At 34.1% G+C, this 19,188-nt stretch carries 21 protein-coding genes and 4 tRNA genes; 16 read left to right on the top strand and 9 right to left on the bottom strand.

What is annotated here, in order from left to right; translation table 11 throughout:
- Position 1: 1 nt before the first annotated feature.
- Positions 2 to 502 (top strand): phosphoribosyltransferase family protein, encoded by a 501-nt coding sequence (locus V7M80_RS04985; protein WP_333694473.1) that lies wholly within the window; start codon positions 2 to 4, stop codon positions 500 to 502.
- On the opposite strand, the gene V7M80_RS04980 is transcribed toward V7M80_RS04985, so the two are convergent.
- The gene (locus V7M80_RS04980) at positions 487 to 1,008 is read right to left on the bottom strand and encodes a shikimate kinase (RefSeq protein ID WP_333694472.1); all 522 of its coding nucleotides are present in this window, start codon (positions 1,006 to 1,008) and stop codon (positions 487 to 489) included. The genes V7M80_RS04985 and V7M80_RS04980 overlap by 16 nt on opposite strands.
- A gap of 129 nt (positions 1,009 to 1,137) precedes the next feature.
- Here V7M80_RS04980 and V7M80_RS04975 point away from each other — a divergent pair.
- The 8 genes from V7M80_RS04975 (at position 1,138) to V7M80_RS04940 (ending at position 5,436) form a co-directional block, all read left to right on the top strand.
- Positions 1,138 to 1,210: transfer RNA gene (locus V7M80_RS04975), tRNA-Lys, on the top strand.
- Between the two features lie 26 nt (positions 1,211 to 1,236).
- Positions 1,237 to 1,309 (top strand) — tRNA-Lys (locus tag V7M80_RS04970).
- 26 nt (positions 1,310 to 1,335) lie between these two features.
- Positions 1,336 to 1,408 (top strand) — tRNA-Lys (locus V7M80_RS04965).
- A gap of 39 nt (positions 1,409 to 1,447) precedes the next feature.
- Positions 1,448 to 1,529 (top strand) — tRNA-Leu (locus tag V7M80_RS04960).
- Positions 1,530 to 1,709: 180 nt separating this feature from the next.
- Positions 1,710 to 2,606 carry a MerR family transcriptional regulator gene (locus V7M80_RS04955; protein ID WP_333694470.1) on the top strand — a complete coding sequence of 299 codons (897 nt, stop codon included), beginning with the start codon at positions 1,710 to 1,712 and terminating at the stop codon, positions 2,604 to 2,606.
- 54 nt (positions 2,607 to 2,660) lie between these two features.
- Complete coding sequence (locus tag V7M80_RS04950; RefSeq protein ID WP_333694469.1) at positions 2,661 to 4,121, top strand: phytoene desaturase family protein; 1,461 nt, start codon at positions 2,661 to 2,663, stop codon at positions 4,119 to 4,121.
- A gap of 22 nt (positions 4,122 to 4,143) precedes the next feature.
- Positions 4,144 to 4,983 (top strand): phytoene/squalene synthase family protein, encoded by an 840-nt coding sequence (locus V7M80_RS04945; RefSeq protein ID WP_333694468.1) that lies wholly within the window; start codon positions 4,144 to 4,146, stop codon positions 4,981 to 4,983.
- 3 nt (positions 4,984 to 4,986) lie between these two features.
- Entirely contained in the window at positions 4,987 to 5,436 is a 450-nt protein-coding gene (locus tag V7M80_RS04940) for a beta-carotene hydroxylase (RefSeq protein WP_333694467.1), read from the top strand.
- Between the two features lie 45 nt (positions 5,437 to 5,481).
- Here the strand turns inward: V7M80_RS04940 and V7M80_RS04935 are convergent, their stop codons facing one another.
- The 4 genes from V7M80_RS04935 to rpmH form a co-directional block, all read right to left on the bottom strand.
- Entirely contained in the window at positions 5,482 to 6,267 is a 786-nt protein-coding gene (locus tag V7M80_RS04935) for a T9SS type A sorting domain-containing protein (RefSeq protein WP_333694466.1), read from the bottom strand.
- Positions 6,268 to 6,270: 3 nt separating this feature from the next.
- Positions 6,271 to 6,789 carry an ankyrin repeat domain-containing protein gene (locus V7M80_RS04930; RefSeq protein ID WP_333694464.1) on the bottom strand — a complete coding sequence of 173 codons (519 nt, stop codon included), beginning with the start codon at positions 6,787 to 6,789 and terminating at the stop codon, positions 6,271 to 6,273.
- A 141-nt stretch (positions 6,790 to 6,930) separates the two neighbouring features.
- Positions 6,931 to 9,783 (bottom strand): carbamoyl-phosphate synthase large subunit, encoded by a 2,853-nt coding sequence (gene carB / locus V7M80_RS04925; protein ID WP_333694462.1) that lies wholly within the window; start codon positions 9,781 to 9,783, stop codon positions 6,931 to 6,933.
- 101 nt (positions 9,784 to 9,884) lie between these two features.
- Entirely contained in the window at positions 9,885 to 10,046 is a 162-nt protein-coding gene (rpmH, locus tag V7M80_RS04920; protein ID WP_026710894.1) for a 50S ribosomal protein L34, read from the bottom strand.
- Positions 10,047 to 10,202: 156 nt separating this feature from the next.
- Between rpmH and V7M80_RS04915 the strand changes: the two genes are divergently transcribed.
- Together V7M80_RS04915 and V7M80_RS04910 are read left to right on the top strand one after the other, a co-directional pair.
- Entirely contained in the window at positions 10,203 to 10,718 is a 516-nt protein-coding gene (locus V7M80_RS04915) for a DUF2892 domain-containing protein (protein ID WP_333694457.1), read from the top strand.
- A 140-nt stretch (positions 10,719 to 10,858) separates the two neighbouring features.
- Positions 10,859 to 11,551 (top strand): TlpA family protein disulfide reductase, encoded by a 693-nt coding sequence (locus tag V7M80_RS04910; protein WP_333694456.1) that lies wholly within the window; start codon positions 10,859 to 10,861, stop codon positions 11,549 to 11,551.
- 1 nt (position 11,552) lies between these two features.
- On the opposite strand, the gene V7M80_RS04905 is transcribed toward V7M80_RS04910, so the two are convergent.
- Genes V7M80_RS04905 through V7M80_RS04895 form a run of 3 tightly spaced genes read right to left on the bottom strand, consistent with a single transcriptional unit; the run spans position 11,553 to position 13,528 of the window.
- Positions 11,553 to 11,918, bottom strand: a complete 366-nt coding sequence (locus tag V7M80_RS04905) for a sulfite exporter TauE/SafE family protein (RefSeq protein WP_333694455.1) — start codon at positions 11,916 to 11,918, stop codon at positions 11,553 to 11,555.
- A gap of 14 nt (positions 11,919 to 11,932) precedes the next feature.
- Positions 11,933 to 12,820 carry a lytic transglycosylase domain-containing protein gene (locus V7M80_RS04900; protein WP_333694454.1) on the bottom strand — a complete coding sequence of 296 codons (888 nt, stop codon included), beginning with the start codon at positions 12,818 to 12,820 and terminating at the stop codon, positions 11,933 to 11,935.
- Positions 12,821 to 12,868: 48 nt separating this feature from the next.
- A complete protein-coding gene (locus V7M80_RS04895) occupies positions 12,869 to 13,528 on the bottom strand; it encodes an alpha/beta fold hydrolase (protein ID WP_333694452.1) in 660 nt (219 codons plus the stop codon).
- Between the two features lie 198 nt (positions 13,529 to 13,726).
- Here V7M80_RS04895 and V7M80_RS04890 point away from each other — a divergent pair, with 198 nt between their 5' ends.
- Positions 13,727 to 14,008 (top strand): GNAT family N-acetyltransferase, encoded by a 282-nt coding sequence (locus V7M80_RS04890; protein WP_333694451.1) that lies wholly within the window; start codon positions 13,727 to 13,729, stop codon positions 14,006 to 14,008.
- 2 nt (positions 14,009 to 14,010) lie between these two features.
- A complete protein-coding gene (locus tag V7M80_RS04885; protein ID WP_333694449.1) occupies positions 14,011 to 14,637 on the top strand; it encodes a class I SAM-dependent methyltransferase in 627 nt (208 codons plus the stop codon).
- Between the two features lie 242 nt (positions 14,638 to 14,879).
- On the opposite strand, the gene mtaB is transcribed toward V7M80_RS04885, so the two are convergent.
- On the bottom strand, positions 14,880 to 16,214 hold the full coding sequence (gene mtaB, locus V7M80_RS04880) for a tRNA (N(6)-L-threonylcarbamoyladenosine(37)-C(2))-methylthiotransferase MtaB (protein WP_333694447.1): 1,335 nt from the start codon (positions 16,212 to 16,214) through the stop codon (positions 14,880 to 14,882).
- A gap of 379 nt (positions 16,215 to 16,593) precedes the next feature.
- Here mtaB and V7M80_RS04875 point away from each other — a divergent pair, with 379 nt between their 5' ends.
- The 3 genes from V7M80_RS04875 to V7M80_RS04865 all read left to right on the top strand — a co-directional run bounded on the left by V7M80_RS04875 (position 16,594) and on the right by V7M80_RS04865 (position 19,166).
- Positions 16,594 to 18,195, top strand: a complete 1,602-nt coding sequence (locus V7M80_RS04875) for an ABC transporter substrate-binding protein (RefSeq protein ID WP_333694446.1) — start codon at positions 16,594 to 16,596, stop codon at positions 18,193 to 18,195.
- A 95-nt stretch (positions 18,196 to 18,290) separates the two neighbouring features.
- A complete protein-coding gene (locus V7M80_RS04870; RefSeq protein WP_333694445.1) occupies positions 18,291 to 18,860 on the top strand; it encodes a hypothetical protein in 570 nt (189 codons plus the stop codon).
- A gap of 84 nt (positions 18,861 to 18,944) precedes the next feature.
- Entirely contained in the window at positions 18,945 to 19,166 is a 222-nt protein-coding gene (locus V7M80_RS04865) for a hypothetical protein (RefSeq protein WP_333694443.1), read from the top strand.
- The last annotated feature ends 22 nt before the right edge of the window (positions 19,167 to 19,188 follow it).

The following is a 19,188-nucleotide window of genomic DNA, read 5'->3' as shown; positions in this document are numbered from 1 at the left end:
TATGGAACAGAGCATTATCTTAACTCACACCGAAATTCAACAAAAAATCAAACGAATTGCTTATCAAATATACGAAACCTTTGTGAATGAAGATGAAATTGTTATAGCTGGTATAGCCTCTAATGGTTTCATTTTAGCCCAAAAAATAACCGCTGAACTTGAAAAAATTGCCCCAATTAAAGTATTGTTATGCGAGGTACAATTAAACAAACAGAACCCTTTTGGCCCCATAAAAACTAGTTTAACCTCAAACCAATATGAAAATAAAGGCGTAGTATTGGTAGATGATGTCCTCAATTCGGGTACCACTTTGATATATGGGGTTAAACACTTTTTAGATGTTCCATTGAAAAAATTCAAAACGGCTGTACTGGTTGATCGCAATCACAAAAAATACCCGGTAAAAGTCGACTTCAAAGGGATTTCTTTATCAACATCCCATTTTGAACACGTTCAAGTGGTATTTGAAAACCATACAAGTTTTGCTTATTTATCAAAATAAGAACCAATTTCGGCAACCAATTGATCAACCGATTTCCCATCAGTATTTACAACATGATGAGCTTGATGGTAAAAAAAACTTCTGTCAAACAAATGCATCGCTACATATTCTGAAAGTTCTTCTGTGTTTTTGTTTTGGAGTAAAGGTCTGATGTGAGCTGAATTTTGTATACGTTTTACTATGGTTTCAATGGGGGTTTTCAGATAGATTGAAAGTACATTTTCGTTTTGAAGAAAAAGGTGATTTTGAGCATAACAAGGTGTTCCGCCTCCTAAGCTCAACACAAAACGCTCGGAAGAATCTAATTGTTCTTTAAAATAAAGATGTTCTTGCTTTCTAAAATACAGCTCCCCTCTTTGACTGAAAATCTCAGAAATGGAATTGCCTTCCTTTTTTTCAATGATTTCATCCAAATCACGATGCTCTAATTGGTGCACTTCGGCCAATTTTTTCCCTATTGTTGACTTCCCTGAACCCATATATCCTAGCAAAATGATTTTTTTCATAGTAATAATTCCCTGTATTTTAAGGGATTAAGAAAGATTATTATTAAATTACAAATTTAAGATAAAATTGCTTTGAAAAATAAATAATAAGGCCGTATATTTGCACCCGCATTCAAGAAATTGATTATTGACTCGATAGCTCAGTTGGTAGAGCACAACACTTTTAATGTTGGGGTCCTGGGTTCGAGCCCCAGTCGGGTCACAATTTTTTTCACTTCTTAATGCTATGACTCGATAGCTCAGTTGGTAGAGCACAACACTTTTAATGTTGGGGTCCTGGGTTCGAGCCCCAGTCGGGTCACAATTTTTTTCACTTCTTAATGCTATGACTCGATAGCTCAGTTGGTAGAGCACAACACTTTTAATGTTGGGGTCCTGGGTTCGAGCCCCAGTCGGGTCACAAAGAGACGTTGCGATGCAACGTCTTTACTTTTTTTAAGGCCACGTGGAGAAATTGGTAGACTCGCCATCTTGAGGGGGTGGTGTCGCAAGACGTGTCAGTTCGAATCTGATCGTGGTCACGATACAAAAACAAGCATTTACAAGGCTTGTTTTTTTTATTTCTACAATTATTGAATTCATTTTTTATATCATTTCTCTTACAGTTACTACATTTCACCTTTTTAATTCAAAAAATAATGCCAAAAAAATAGTGTATCTCACTAAAAGTTGTAATTTTGTTTAACAAATAACAAAAAATAATGAACAGTGTAAAAAATGTTTTCAGCATCAAAGATCTTGAAAACCTAACGGGTATTAAAGCACACACCATTCGCATTTGGGAAAAAAGATACAATGTATTGGAGCCCATGCGAACGGATACTAATATCCGGTTTTACGACTTGGCAGCACTACAAAAAATACTAAACATTACGCTTTTACACAATCACGGCTACAAAATTTCAAAGATTTCGAAGCTGAATAATGAAAAAATTGCCCAATTAGTTCGTGAAATTGTCAATGAAAAAAGCGTAAAACATCATGCCATTAATGCTTTTAAAATGGCTATGATGAATTTTGACCAAACCTTATTTTTTAATACCTACAATAATTTACTCACCGAAAAATCATTTCGAGAAGTTTTTTACGATGTATTCATCCCTTTGATGAATGAAATCGGCCTCTTATGGCAATCAGACACCATTAGTCCGGCTCATGAACATTTCATTTCCTATCTTATTAAACAAAAGCTTCTAATTAATACCGAGAAAGTTCAAATTGTTGAGCCTACTCGAAATGATAAAATCTTTGTTCTTTTTCTTCCTCTAAATGAAATACACGAACTTGGATTGATGTATTTAAATTATGAAGTTTTAGTTCACGGCTATAAATGCATCTACCTAGGCGAGAGTGTTCCTATATCTAGTTTAAAGGATATAAATAGATTTTTTGACAATGTGGTATACGTTTCATATATGACTGTAGAGCCAACCAAAGACGATATAAACGATTATTTAAAAACCTTTTATGAAGAGATTTTAGATCAAACCGAAAACGAACTTTGGACTATTGGTAGAATAACTGAATTTATCAAACCCAATACACACCCTAAAGTTAAGATATTCAAGTCTATACAAGAATTATCAAATTTTCTATAAATTTTTCTTAAAAGCTCATTTTGTTTAACTTTTTGTTTATATTTGTTAAACAATATGAAAAAACAAATACACATAATAGGTTCGGGTTTTTCGGCACTTGCCGCAGCATGTTACTTAGCTAAAGACGGTAACCAAGTAACCCTTTTTGAAAAAAATAAAACCATTGGAGGCAGAGCCAGACAGTTAAAAAAAGAGGGGTTTGTGTTCGATATTGGACCAACCTGGTATTGGATGCCCGATGTTTTTGAACGTTTCTTTTCTGACTTTAATAAAAAGCCCTCTGATTATTACGATTTAATCAAACTCTCACCTGCTTATCAAGTTTATTTTGGTGTACAAGATTTTATCACCATTGCAGACAATTTGGAAGAGATTGCTAAAACATTTGAGTCTATTGAACCCGGTAGCGGAGCAGTTTTAAAGGCTTTTATGAAAGAAGCACAAGACAACTACAACATTGCTATTTTAGACTTGGTCTACAGACCCGGAGAATCACCATTAGAATTGGTCACTATAAAATCGGCCAAAAAAATTAATCAGTTTTTTTCCAACATCAGTAAGGAAGTCCGAAAACGATTTAAGAATGATAAATTAATTCAGATTTTAGAATTTCCGGTTTTATTTTTAGGAGCCAAACCATCTGATACTCCGGCATTCTATAGTTTTATGAATTTTGCCGATTTTGGCTTAGGTACTTGGCATCCTAAAAACGGTATGTATAGTGTCATTCTTGCAATGGAAAAATTGGCTCATGAATTGGGTGTACAAATAGAAACCGATGCCAATGTGGAAGAAATTATTGTTCAAAATCAAAAGGCAGTAGGAATCAAAGTTAATGGCGTTTCAAAACTGGCAGATGTTATTCTCAGTGGAGCCGATTACCATCATACCGAAACTTTATTAAAACCTGAATACCGAGCCTATTCAGAAAAATATTGGAATCAAAAAACATTTGCCCCATCGTCTTTATTGTTCTATGTGGGCTTTAGCAAAAAACTTCAGAATGTTGAGCACCATTCGCTATTTTTTGATGTCCCTTTTGACAAGCATGCCAAAGACATTTATGACCATCCCAAATGGCCCGAAGAACCCTTGTTTTATGCAAGTTTTCCATCAAAAACAGATGAAAGTGCTGCCCCCTCAGGAAATGAAGCCGGTATATTTCTTATTCCTTTAGCTCCCGGATTAGAAGATACAGAAGAGCTAAGAAATACCTATTTCAATTTGATTATAGAGCGTTTTGAAAAAATTACAAAACAAGATGTCAAAAATTATATTATCTTTAGAGAGTCTTTTTGTGTCAACGATTTTATTAAAGAATACAATTCTTATAAAGGCAATGCATATGGAATGGCAAACACCTTGTTACAAACTGCATTTTTAAGGCCTAAATTAAGAAGTAAAAAAGTAAAAAACTTATACTTTACAGGTCAATTAACTGTGCCGGGACCGGGTGTACCTCCCTCACTAATTTCTGGAAAATTAGTTTCGGAATTGATAAGTAAGTATTCCTAGAATTGATAAAAATTTTACACCTATGAAATCTATTTTTGACCAAATTTCATTTGAATGCAGTAAAAATGTAACAAAGGCTTACAGCACTTCTTTTTCCTCTGCCGTAAAAATGCTGGCTCCCAAAATTCGCCAGGACATTTACAATATATACGGATTTGTTAGACTAGCAGATGAAATTGTAGATACTTTTCATGACTATAATAAAGAACAACTTTTTTCACTTTTTGAAGATGACCTTCAAGCGGCTTTAGACCACAAAATAAGTCTAAATCCAGTTTTGAATGCTTTTCAAAATACCGTATACAAATATAATATTTCCAAAGATTTAATAGATGCATTTATGAAAAGCATGAAATTAGATCTAACCAAAAAAACCTACACCACCACCCAAGAGTACCAAGATTATATTTATGGTTCTGCCGATGTTGTGGGTTTAATGTGTTTGACTGTTTTTGTAAATGGTAATAAAGAACAATATGATAATTTGAAAACCAGTGCCATGAGATTGGGCTCGGCTTTTCAGAAAGTAAATTTTTTAAGAGATTTAAAAGCCGACTTTGAAGAATTAAACAGAACCTATTTCCCTAATACCGACTTAAATCAATTGGATGAAGCTTCTAAAGTTCAAATCATAGAAGAAATTGAAGCCGATTTTGAAGCTGGATTTGAAGGAATTCAAAAATTACCTCTCGAAGCCAAATTTGGGGTTTATACTGCTTATGTTTATTACAAAAAATTACTATCAAAACTCAAAAAAACACCTTCTTTAGAAATAAAAAATACACGTATCAGAGTACCCGATTATGAAAAAGTAGGGCTACTGGCAAAATGTTATATTAATTATAGATTAAAAACGATTTAAATTATGTCGATTTGGATTCATATTTTGGTTTTCTTCTTAACTTTTTTTCTAATGGAATTTATGGCTTGGTTTACCCATAAATATGTAATGCATGGTTTTTTGTGGAGTTTGCATGCAGACCATCACAAAAAAGACCATGATTCTTGGTTTGAAAGAAACGATGCTTTTTTTATTTTCTATGCCGTGGTTAGTATTAGTTTCTTTCTTTTATGGAGATACGACATCTTTAGTTTAGGATTAGCTATCGGACTTGGAATATTTGCTTATGGATTAACCTATTTTTTAGTACACGACATTTTTATCCACCAACGTTTCAAAATGTTTCGCAATGCGAATAACATTTATGCCAAAGCGGTAAGAAGAGCTCATAAAATGCATCACAAACACACCGGAAAAGATCACGGAGAATGTTTTGGAATGCTTATTGTTCCACTTAAATATTTCAAGAAATAAATAACAGTAAAAAAAAAGCGGTTCAAAAGAACCGCTTTTTTTTTGTTAATTTACAATTATTTTTTTCCATATTTTCTCGTTAGAACTCCTAATTTCTAAGAAGTAAATACCTGTAGCCAAATTTGATATCCTTACCGTATCTGATGTTTCATTTTCAAAAGTCAGCCTTTTTAGAAAGGCACCGGTTTGTGAATACAAATTCAATTCTTCAATTGAAACTTTAGTTTTAAGAAAAAGTAATCCACTGGATGGATTTGGATAAACTTGAAGACTATTTAATGTAAAATCATCAACACCCAATAATGTTAGAGAAGCATTAACAATACCTCTATTGGTTCCGGATCCATGATATACCAGAGAATAATTACCACTATTGGGACTTGCATACATTAATGAAATAGAAGTGTCATTAAAATTAAAAACCACATCGTTTGAATCACCGGTATTGAACGCTCTAGTTGCTACAACGGTTCGTATTCCCTCAGACACCGTATTACTCACTAAAGTCCAATCTTGAGAGGCATCAATATCAGGGTTTCCGGTTCCTGAAGAACGAGTCCTACTGTCGCTAAAATCTGTTGTAGAACGCATTACTACACAATCTACCAAAGCAGGCATGCCTTCACCGGAAACTAAAGTATTCGTACTAAAACCCAATCCAAACCAACTATTTGCAGGATTGATTAAAGTTAAAGTAACTGTTGAATTGGCTTGATTTAAATCCAATTGAGCAGACAAATTCTCATTCATTGTAAGCAAACCGGTCGATTTGATTTGGGCAAAACCCAGTTGAATGAGAAACATAAAAGTTAAAAGAGTAATTTTTTTCATATCTTATTTTAATAGGTTAATAATTTCTTCATTTCCGGTAAATACAGCATACTCAAATGCAGATTTCCCCTTGGAATCCAATAGTGTTTTAGAAGCCTTATTAAGAAGCAACAATTTAGTCAATGCTACATTTCGAAATTGAACTGCATACATCAAAGCTGTTGTCCCCTCTGAATCGGTCAAATCAGGATTGGCTTCCCTTTCGAGTAATAAAGCGACAACTTCATAGTGTCCTTTAACAGTTGCAGCCATTAAAGCTGAACCCATTGAAGTTCCTACATTAACTTGTGCACCAGAATCTAATAAAAATTTCACCATATCCAAATTCCCTCTATATGAAGCCAATATAAGTGGAGTAAAACCTTCGTTACTTTTTTGATTGACTAAATCGGGATTTAATTTTACAGCTTTTTGCACTCCTTCATAATCATTCACACGAACCATTTGAATCAAATCGGTTTGTGCCAATAAATGAAAATTAAAACCCGCAATACAAATTAAAATTTGAATTATTTTTGTCATTTTATAGATTTAGTTATCAAATTTACAAAAATTTTGTTAATGCAATTCAAAGTATTTCATGTATTATAACACTCGATACTATAGTATACGAAAAAACCCTAATCAGGGTTTGATTAGGGTTTGAAATTATGAATTTTAATTTTATTTACTCAAATACATTTTTCTTCTGGAATACAACTCATAAAATTGATCATCTTTTAAATCGTCAATAAACAAAATGCTTTCGCCGGTAGACTTCATCTCTGGACCTAATTTTTTATTGACTCCATGAAACTTACTAAAAGAAAAAACCGGTTGCTTAATTGCATATCCTTTTAATTGTGGCTGGTAAACAAAGTCGGTAACTTTATTTTCTCCTAACATGATTTTGGTGGCATAATTTACATACGGTTCACCATAGGCTTTGGCAATAAAAGGGACGGTACGTGATGCTCTTGGATTGGCTTCTATGATGTAAACAATATCGTCTTTAATGGCAAACTGAATGTTAATTAAACCTACAGTTTTAAGAGCTAAAGCAATTTTTTGGGTGTGCTCTTTTATTTGTTGCATTACAAACTCACCCAAATTAAAAGGGGGTAAAGTAGCATTACTGTCACCGGAATGTACTCCACACGGTTCAATATGCTCCATAATCCCAATGATGTATACGTTTTCGCCATCACATATAGCATCTGCTTCGGCTTCAATAGCACCGTCTAAATAATGATCTAAAAGCAATTTATTTCCGGGAATATTTTTCAATAAATCAATTACATGTTCCTCTAATTCTTGCTTATTGATTACGATTTTCATGCCTTGCCCACCTAATACATACGAAGGTCTAACCAGTAAGGGAAAATCTAAAACATCGGCCAATGCAGAAGCTTGGTCGGCATTTTCTGCAACTCCAAATTTAGGATAAGGAATTTTCAACTCTGCTAATAATTCTGAAAAACGACCTCTATCTTCAGCTAAATCTAAAGCATCAAAACTGGTTCCTAATATTTTAATTCCGTATCGATCTAATTTTTCGGCTAATTTTAAAGCGGTTTGTCCTCCTAATTGAACGATAACCCCTTCCGGTTTTTCATGTTGAATTATATCATAAATATGTTCCCAGAAAACCGGTTCAAAATACAATTTATCAGCGGTATCAAAATCGGTAGAAACGGTCTCCGGATTGCAATTAATCATAATCGTTTCATAACCACATTCTTTAGCTGCCAAAACACCATGCACACAAGAATAATCAAACTCAATACCTTGTCCTATTCGGTTTGGACCGGAACCCAAAACAATCACCTTTTTTCTATCCGAAACTACACTTTCATTTTGAACATAGCGTTCTCCTAGGGGTGTTTCAATTTCGGCTTCAAAAGTAGAATAATAATAAGGGGTTTGGGCTTTGAACTCAGCGGCACAAGTATCTACTAATTTATAAACCCTGTTGATTGAAAGTTCTTCACGTTTTTTGTGAACCTGGCTCTCCAAACAACGAATCATATGTGCAATTTGTCTATCTGCAAATCCCTTTTGCTTGGCTTCCAACAACAATTCTTTGGGTATGGTATCTATAGAATATTTGGAAATTTCTTTTTCAAGAAGATGAAGTTCTTCATACTGCTTTAAGAACCACATATCAATTTTGGTTATTTCATGAATACGACTCAAAGGAATTCCCATTTGTATCGCATCATAAATCACAAAAACACGATCCCAGCTGGCATGTGTTAATTTATCTATAATCTGTTCGTAGTTTTTGTAACCTTTCCCATCTGCACCAAGACCATTTCGTTTAATTTCCAACGATTGTGTGGCTTTGTGAAGAGCCTCCTGGAAAGAACGACCTATTCCCATAACTTCTCCAACAGACTTCATTTGAAGTCCCAGAGTTCGATCTGCTCCCTCAAATTTATCAAAGTTCCATCTGGGAATTTTTACAATTACATAATCAAGTGTAGGTTCAAACAATGCCGAAGTTGACTTTGTAATCTGGTTTTGTAACTCATCCAAATGGTATCCTAATGCCAACTTTGTTGCAATTTTAGCAATGGGATAACCGGTGGCTTTTGAAGCCAAGGCAGAGGAACGTGAAACTCTCGGATTAATTTCAATAGCTACTATATCCTCTTTTTCATCTGGAGAAACAGCGAATTGTACGTTACAACCTCCCGCAAAATTCCCAATACTACGCATCATCAAGATAGCCATATCTCTCATTTTTTGAAAAGTGGTATCCGATAAAGTCATCGCAGGAGCTACTGTAATACTATCCCCAGTATGAATTCCCATAGGGTCCATATTTTCAATAGAGCAAATGATAACAACATTATCATTTTTATCGCGTAGCAATTCCAATTCATACTCCTTCCAGCCTAGTAAAGCTTTATCAATCAATACTTCGTGAATGGGTGATGCTTCAAGACCACGGGTAAGCAATTCATCAAAATCCTCTTTGTGATGTACAAAAGCGGCTCCGGTACCTCCTAAAGTAAACGAAGGTCTGATTACTAATGGAAATCCAAATTCTTGAGCAATTTCTTTTCCTTTTAAAAAAGAAGTTGCTGTTTTGGCAGGTGCCGCACCCACGCCAATGCGTTCTAGTAATTGTTTAAACTGCTCTCGGTCTTCTGTTATATTTATAGCATTAATATCTACACCTATCAATCGAACTCCAAAATCGGCCCAGATACCTTTTTCATCGGCTTCCAAACACAAATTAAGAGCTGTTTGACCTCCCATTGTAGGCAAAACAGCATCAATATTGGGGTGTTTTTTGAGAATTTCGATAATGGATTTAGTAGTTAATGGAAGTAAATAAACATGATCGGCCATAGAAGGGTCAGTCATGATAGTTGCTGGATTTGAGTTAATCAAAATCACTTCAATACCTTCTTCTCGTAATGAGCGTGCCGATTGTGAACCCGCATAATCAAATTCACAAGCTTGACCAATTACGATTGGTCCAGACCCAATAATTAATACCGATTTAATTGAATTGTCTTTTGGCATGTTGTTGTGTTATAATAGTTTAGTTGTTTTGTGTGTACAAGATATAAAAAAAAGGCGTTACTAAAAAAAGTAACGCCTTTATATATGATTTAAAATAATCATTATTTTTTGTGTCTAGGTTCGCAGGAAACAGTCAACTTATGTCTTCCTTTAGCTCTTCTACGAGCAAGGACTTTTCTACCATTTGCAGTAGCCATTCTATCCATAAACCCGTGTTTATTTCTTCTTTTTCTTTTCGATGGTTGAAACGTTCTCTTACTCATTGTTTTGTATCTTTAAAATCCTATAATATTATCTTGATTGAGGTTCTTTGAAAACCGAGTGCAAATATACAAAGACTTTTTTTTCTCACAAGTGGTTTTCTAAAAATATTTTCAATTCCTTTTATTACCTTTGCATTCACAAAATTTCAATTCATTATGTTTCACAAAAACATCAAATTAGTTATTGCTGCTTTATTATTGGCTACAGCAATTTGGCAATTTACCGAAAACAATATCGGAAACGGAATATTTATCATTTTACTTATTTTTTTCCCAATTTTTCTATACTTTAAAAATGAGTATATTCTAATGGCTTTTTTCAAACTTCGCAAACAAGACTTTGAAGGAGCTAAAACTTGGCTTAACAAAATAAAAAATCCGGAAACGGCTTTGGTTCGAAAACAACAAGGTTATTACAACTACCTTCATGGCCTAATGGTTTCTCAAACCAATTTGAATCAAGCTGAGAAATTTTTCAAAAAAGCTATAGAACTCGGACTCTCTTTAGATATGGATTTGGCTGTTGCCAAATTAAATTTAGCCGGAATTGCCATGTCTCGCAGAAGAAAGATTGAAGCAACCAATTTAATCCAAGAAGTGTCTAAATTGGACAAGCAAAATATGTTGAAAGAACAAATTACAATGATGAAGCAACAATTAAAGAAAATTTAATTCGTTTCAAACTTCAAAAGAAAACACTTTACAACTTTGTAAAGTGTTTTTTTTATTCTGATAAACAACACTTTACATCAAAAAAAGTTGCTTATCTTATTTGGTTTTTATATTTTTGATAGATAATACAATTTGAGCCTATGAAAAAAATAGTATTCTTAGTTGTATTCTTTCTCCTCTACTTACCCACTTGGGCTCAAGAAGAAACTAAACTTTTTTCTGAAGCCGTTAGGACAAATTTTTCTCATTTTAAAAGACAAAGCAACAAAGCATTCAAAGAAGGCGACTTTGAAAGAGGCCAATTCTTATTTGACAGTTTGGTTCAAAACCAGTTAATCGGCTCAAAATTCAACGATTATACCCTCAAAAGAGTTTCCAATCGCAAACTCAAAATGAGTAAACTCAAAAAACCCATATTTCTCATTACTTATGCAGCTTGGTGTGTTCCCGGCAAAGGTGAAATTCCGGCCCTAAACAAATTGGCAAAAGAGTTTCACAATGAAGTTGAATTTATAGTCATTGTTTTTGGAAAAAAACAAGAAGTAAAGAAGTTTTCGTCAAAATTTAATCATCATATTGAAGTGTGTTATGCTCATAAAAACTATAGAAACGACAACGAGATAGTAGAAAACATGAAAGAAACCTTAGGTTTTCCCACAGTTTACATGATGACATCAGACTTGCAATTGATTGATATTAAGAGAGGTATTGTAGCTGCTCCTTTAAAAACACCTTTAAAAAAAGCCATAGAGCTGAATTATTCTATATTTAAAGAACGACTCGCCCAAATAAATTCCAACTTTAACAAAAAAGAAACTTTGGTTAAATATTAATTTATTTTGTAAATAATAATTTTCCGGCAACCAACAACAATAGCACACCAAATATTTTTTTCAATAGTTTTTGATCGATTTGCAATGCCAATTTACTTCCTATGACGCCCCCAATTACAAAAAAAACGGCAATCAAAGCAGCATAACGCCAATCTACATATCCTTCTTTGTAATAGTTGTATGCCGCAAGTGCAGTAACCGGAACAGCCAATACAGCTAAACTAGTTCCTTGGGCTTGGTGTTGCGAAAGTCCCAGCCAAAGCAACAAAGGAATCATAATGATACCACCACCAATTCCTATTAAACCACTCAATATTCCGGCTACTAAGCCAATACACAATAATAGCAAAAGTGTTGATGTTGTCATTTTCATATTTTCAATTAATATCCTTCAACAGGAATTTCCAAAACATAAGTTTTTTTGGACTTATTTTCCAATTTACGGTCGCGTAACCAAGGATTGTGAATTTTAAGAATTTTATAATTGATTCCTAAATTCTTGGCAAAAACTGCCAAATCAGTAATCGAACTATCTACTTGAATTTTTTGGGTTTCGATAGGATGGTACAATTGAGAAGAAGGAATATCGAATCCGTAAGCAACCGGATTTTTCATAATTTGTTTTAAAGCCAAAATTCGAAAAACGTATCGTGAAGTTTCCTCTGTGAGTAACAAATCGTAGTAGGAATTCACCTGTTGATTGGTAATTTGTTTGTTCACTCCACCCATACCGCCATTGTAGGCTGCCGCTGCTAGTGTCCAGCTTCCAAACTTATTTTTAGCATCAATTAAATATTTACAAGCGGCTTCTGTTGACTTTTCTAAATGGTACCGTTCATCCACAATTTCGTTAACTTCCATACCTTTTTCCTTTGCTGTCTCGGGCATAAATTGCCAAACACCTCTTGCTCCGGCAGGAGAAACCGCGTTAGTCAAACCACTTTCAATAACAGCCAAATATTTAAAATCGTCCGGAACCCCATACTTAGCAAGTATGGGCTCAATAACCGGAAAGGCTCTTTTAGCTCTCTTAATAATCAAAGTGGTTGTAGAGTGCAAATTGGTATTAATCAACATTTCTCTATCCAAACGCTCTCTAACATCTACCAAATGTAAAGGTGTTTTTTCTCCGGCAAAATCAATTTCATTGGGCAAAGAAAAAAAAGAAATCGTTTTGGGCTCTTCAGATTTTAAAGAGGTCGAATATATAAAAAGTCCACTCATACCTAAGAGTAAAACTGCACCGATTGTCGAATATAACATCTTCATAATACTATCTTTTGCTTAAAGTAAAACTACAAAAATCAGTCCAAATCATCAATCATTAAGAATTAATTTTGGTAAATTTTCTGAAATCCATTTGTGCTTATTTAATATCATAATATGGGTACCTCCCTTAAGAACGACACAATTTTGAATATATTTTATGGGAAAAACTTCATCTTTATCGCCATGAATATGAACAACCAATGGATCTGCTTCAATTCTATCCCATAAAACTACCGATTCTATGGCCCAATCCAAATAGTTTTTGTCACGAACACTTAAATATTTTTCATAAAGTTTAGCTCGCTGTGTTAAGGTTTGATTGAAAGCAAATTTTCCAAAATCTTCCAAATTTTGAATCATTCCGGTTGGTACCAATTTGTAAGCCTTTGTCGTTTTGGCCAATTTTAGTCTTCTTGGAAATTCATTTCGGGTTTTAACACTCGAGATGATTATCGTTTTCTGAACCGGAATAAGCGTTGCCATTTCTTGAACAATTATTCCCCCGAAAGAGACCCCTACCAAAACCGGATTGGGATGTTTTATTTTTTTTGAAAGTCTTGAAACATATGACTTTAAGGTTTCTTTGGGCTCAGGCAAAATCCATTCTAACAAGTACATTTCAAATTGATCTTCGGGCAAATGTATGCGTTCAAAAATAGAAGTGCTAGCCGCCAATCCCGGCATAAAATAGACTGGAATTTTGCTCATTTTACAGATTTAGATTTCTCCTTAAAAATAAGATTTATTTTTCAGGTAAGTTTAAGGAAATGGTAAATTTATGCTAAATGTTAATTTTGTGGAATTATGTAAAAACCAAATCAAAAAAAATTTAAAAATTGTATCTTTGTAACTACTTTGATTTCAAAGCCATGTAAAAAAATACAACCCTTTTAAAGAAATTGAATCATGGAAATTAAAGACAATCAATTACTCCGCCAATTTGAAACGCAAACATCAGAAGGTTTATTGGTATTGGAATATGCCATTCAAGAGCGTAAACTTTTTTTGACCAAATTGAATCAACCGGATGAACTTGAGGAGAGTATAACGAATGAATTTATAAAACAAGTACTTGCGTTTGCCGAAGAAAAAAAGTTGAAAGTGGTTCCAACTCACCCAAAAGTGACTCATTTTTTCAGAAAAAATCCGGTGTATAAAGAATTACTTCCTCCGGGAATCAAAATTTAATCATGAAATGTCCGTTGTGTGCCGATATTGCCAATCATTTTTATACGCACAAACACCGTGAATTTTATTTTTGTTCCACTTGTTTTTCAGTCTTTTTAGACATTAAAAACTATTTGTCTGAATCGGATGAAAAAAAGCATTACGAATTTCACAATAATGATGTAAACGATAAAGGCTATCAGCAATTTGCTTCGCCTATTGTAAAAATTGTATTGAACGATTTCACACCCAAACACTCCGGTTTAGATTTCGGTGCAGGAACCAACTCGGTGATTGTGAAATTATTGAAAGACAAAAAATACAATATTGTAGAATACGACCCATTCTTTTTCAACCATCCGGAAGTTTTGGAAAAACAATACGATTACATCACCTGTTGCGAAGTGATTGAACATTTTCATCATCCGTTTGAGGAATTTAAAAAACTGTACAATCTCCTAAAACCCGGCGGAAAACTCATCTGCATGACCGATTTTTTCTCCGAAACTCAAAATTTTGACACGTGGTATTACAAAAATGACCATTCCCATGTGTTCTTCTATCATCCCAAAACAATGGAATGGATTACGAAAAATATCGGTTTTTCAAGTTATACGATTGAGGGGAGAGTGACGGTTTTTGAGAGGTAGTTTTCAGTGTTGAGTTTACAGTCACAGTTTACCAGAAGAGAGGGTTCAGTTGTTCGTCAATAATTAAAGAATCAGTAATTTCCACCCCGTTATGTCATTCCGACACAGGAGGAATCTCATTTCGTTGAGAATGAGTTGTGGATTATAAAAAGTTAACTTGAATTACGTGATTTGCTTCGCCTATTCGCTTCGAACAAGTCTCCTATCATCAAAATGGCACAAAATGAGAAAAATTTTAAACTCTAGACCGAAACACCATCCCTCACAAACTCCATCCGCACCGCACCATCTTCATCAATCTTCGTCAATTTGATTTCGTGTAACGTGTTCACCAATTCCGGATTCCAAGGGGTTTTTACTTTTACATAATTTTCGGTAAAACCGTGAATATACCCTTCTTTATTTTCAGCTTCAAACAAAACGGTTCGCATAGTACCGATTTGGCTTTCATAGAACGCTCTTCTTTTCTTTACAGACAAACCTCGAAGCATTTTACTTCTTTTGGAGCGAACATTCATCGGTACCACTCCATCCATTTCAGCGGCTTCTGTGTTGTCTCGTTCAGAATACGTAAAAACATGCAAATACGAAATGTCTAAGTCATTCAAAAAGTGATAGGTTTCCAAAAAATGCTCGTCTGTTTCACCGGGAAAACCAACAATTACATCCACGCCAATGCACGCATCCGGCATCACTTCGCGAATTTTACTCACGCGATCTACATACAATTCTCGCAAATAACGCCGTTTCATTTTCTTTAAAATGTCGTTACTTCCCGATTGCAACGGAATGTGAAAATGCGGCACAAACGTTCGGCTTTTCGACACAAAATCAATGGTTTCGTTTTTCAATAAATTCGGCTCGATAGACGAAATTCGCAAACGCTCAATGCCTTCTACTTCATCCAACGCCTGAACCAATTCTAAAAAAGTATGTTCATGTTTTTTGTTGCCAAATTCGCCTTTGCCATAATCACCAATATTCACACCTGTCAAGACGATTTCTTTGATGCCTTGCTGCGAAATTTCCTTGGCGTTTTTCAATACATTTTGCAATTCATCACTACGAGAAATCCCACGAGCTAGCGGAATTGTGCAATACGTACATTTGTAATCACAACCGTCTTGCACTTTCAAAAAAGCTCGGGTTCGGTCACCAATGGAATAACTTCCCACATAAAAATTAGCTTCTTCAATCTCACAAGAATGCACTTCACCCAAATCATTTTTGGTCAAATCATTCAAATAATCGGTGATTTTGAATTTTTCTGTCGCACCCAAAACCAAATCCACTCCATCCACGGCAGCCAATTCTTCGGGTTTCAATTGAGCATAACATCCCACCGCAGCCACAAATGCTTTCTCGTTGATTTTTAATGCTTTTTTTACAATTTGTTTGAATTGTTTATCCGCATTTTCGGTTACGGAACAGGTGTTAATCACATAAATATCAGCTTCTTCTTCAAAGTCAACGCGTTCAAAACCTTCTTGTTGAAAATTTCTTGCGATGGTAGAAGTTTCTGAAAAATTTAATTTACATCCTAAAGTGTAGAATGCTACTTTTTTCTTGTTTTCCATAAAAAACTTAACTAATGAAATCGTTGTCAAAAAGTTAAGGCTGCAAATTTACATAGATTTTTCAAACTTTAGTTTAGCACATGACAAAAAATGTATATAACAAATTTAAACCACATAGAAACATAGATTAGTATCACCCTTATTAGTTCTTCATAGTTTCCACCTTTGGTGGAAAATATAGTTCAACAAAACTATGTCACCAAAGGTGAACTATGAAACTTTACAAAAAGGTAAATCATAATAAAACTATGTATCTATGTGGTTAATATTTTAGCTTTTCAATGTTATATAATTTTTGTCATATACTTAAAAACTTTAGTATTTCCATTTTAAATTATGCTAACTTTACCTCGTTTATCGCCTGATTAAAAATAGTTGAATGAAAAAACTACTGTACGCTGTTTCGGTATTACTCTCCTTTCTATTGGTTTCTTGTCACGATTCCAAAAAAGAAAATAAAGATTCACTGGTTTTTCGTTATAACGAAAGTGCAAATATTGCCACGTTAGACCCGGCCTTTTCCAAATCACAAAACATCATTTGGGCGTGTAATCAATTGTTTAACGGTTTAGTTCAGTTGGATGACAGTTTGCACATTCAACCGGATATTGCCAAAAGTTGGACGATTTCAGAAGATGGAAAAACCTATCAATTTGTACTTCGAAGTGATGTTTATTTTCACAAGCATCATTTGTTTGGTAAAGATTCCACCCGAATCGTTAAAGCCGCTGATTTTGAATACAGTTTGAAGCGTTTGAAAGACGAAAAAATTGCCTCGCCAGGCGGATGGATTTTGCAAAATGTAGAAAATTTTCAAGCCATCAACGATTCTATTTTTGAAATAAAATTGACGAAATCATTTCCGGCATTTTTGGGATTATTATCCATGAAATATGCTTCGGTGGTTCCCAAAGAAATTATCGAAAGTCCGAATTATGATTTTAGAACAAAACCCATCGGTACCGGACCGTTTCAATTTAAATTTTGGGAAGAAAATGTAAAATTGGTGTTGCGACGAAATCCGATTTATTTTGAAAAAGATGAAAAGGGAAAGCAATTACCTTATTTAGAAGCTGTTGCCATTACTTTTTTACCCGACAAACAAAGTGGCTTTTTGGAATTTATGCAAGGAAAAATTGATTTTGTTTCCGGTTTGGATCCTTCGTACAAAGATGAAATTCTAACACAAAAAGGCGAATTACAACCCAAATATGCAGATGATGTAAATTTGATTAGCGGTTCGTACCTCAACACCGAATATCTTGGTTTCAGAATGGATGGTTCAGATCAAACAATTTTGGACAAACGCATCCGTCAAGCCTTAAATTATGGTTTTGATCGAGCAAAGATGATTACGTATTTGCGAAATAATATGGGAATTCCGGCCACAAGTGGAATCATTCCGAGCGGAATGCCGAGTTTTAACAATCAAAAAGGCTATGATTTTGAACCTGAAAAAGCCAAAGCATTGGTAGCCGAATTTGTCAAAGAAACCGGCATTAAAAAACCAAAAATCGTTTTGAGTACCAATGCAACTTACATTGATATTGGCGAATTTTTACAACGCGAATGGCAAAAAATTGGGTTGGATGTTGAAATTGATGTGAATCCACCTTCAACATTACGCCAAGCAATTGCGACCGGAAAAGTTACTTTTTTCAGAGCGAGTTGGATTGCCGATTATCCGGATGCGGAGAATTATTTATCGCTTTTTTATAGTAAAAACTTTGCCCCCAACGGACCCAATTACACCCATTTTTCTAATCCTAAATTTGATGCGTTATATGAAAAAGCATTCCTAGAAACCGATGATACCAAGCGATTTGAACTGTATCAACAAATGGATCAAATCATCATTGAAGAAGCTCCCGTGATTCCGTTGTTTTATGATAAAGTAGCAAGGTTTACCAGAAAAAATGTGGAAGGTTTGGGAATTAATCCGTTGAATTTGTTATCTTTAAAGAGGGTTAGGAAGAATTAAACTTAAGCTCGCTAAAATTATTTCTCGCAAAGACGCAGAGACGCAGAGAAAAACTTGGCGACTTGGCAAGAAACCCAAAACTGATATAAAATAAATTGAAAAAAACACTTTTAATCATATTACAACTTTTTATATTCCAAATATTTGGCCAAAATAGTGATGACGTTAAATACCAATTTGCAAAAGAAGTTTTTAAAAAAGAATACAAAAAGACAACTTTTGAAAGTTTTAAAGGAGAAATTGAGAGATTAAATGAAAATGAATTAAAATTTAAAGATAAAGTTTTAAAGATCTATTCTAATGACGCCTCTCTTATTAAAATATTCTCAAAAGGTATTTTTAATCCAGAAATTATTTTTGGAAAAGAGTCAACTAAAATTTTAACGAAAAATGAATTAGATTCATTATCAACCAATAAAAAAATATTTTACAACCTAACAAGAAATGACAGCCTTACAATTGGTAATCTAGAGGAACTTGAAAAATTAAATCCCAACTTTAAAACAAAAAGATTCATGTTTTGGCTCTTTAGAATTGGAGTTGCAAATCCACAAGAATGCTATTTTGAATTGCATAATGAGAAGGGAAACAAAAATATGAAAATGGAAGAATTTATAGAGAATGCTAAAGTTACTTTCTTTTATCAAGGAACATTAATATTATAAATTATGCCGGGAGAAGGTTCCATGTTGCACGCTTTAATTAGTTAGAGAAACAACAAACGAAATCGAATTGACAAACTAAAACGTTTGGAAAACACGTCCAACGAAACAACTGATTTTGTGGATCACGTGCAAGCCACTCCTGAATTATTGGAATCCATTCGAGAAAAAATGCTTGTTGAACGTAAATTAGAACGAAAAAAGCTTCTTATAAAAGTTACTTTGTTTTTGATTGTGCTTGCTATTGCTCTTTATGTTTTCAATAATAATTGGAAATGGATTGAGGGATTTTTCTATAAGGTAAAATGATTTTTTAACCGCAAAGTTAGCC

Origin of the sequence: Flavobacterium sp., from assembly GCF_036759525.1 — a bacterium.
In the GTDB taxonomy this organism is placed as follows: Bacteria; Bacteroidota; Bacteroidia; order Flavobacteriales; family Flavobacteriaceae; genus Flavobacterium.
This window is presented reverse-complemented; position numbering and strand designations above follow the sequence as displayed.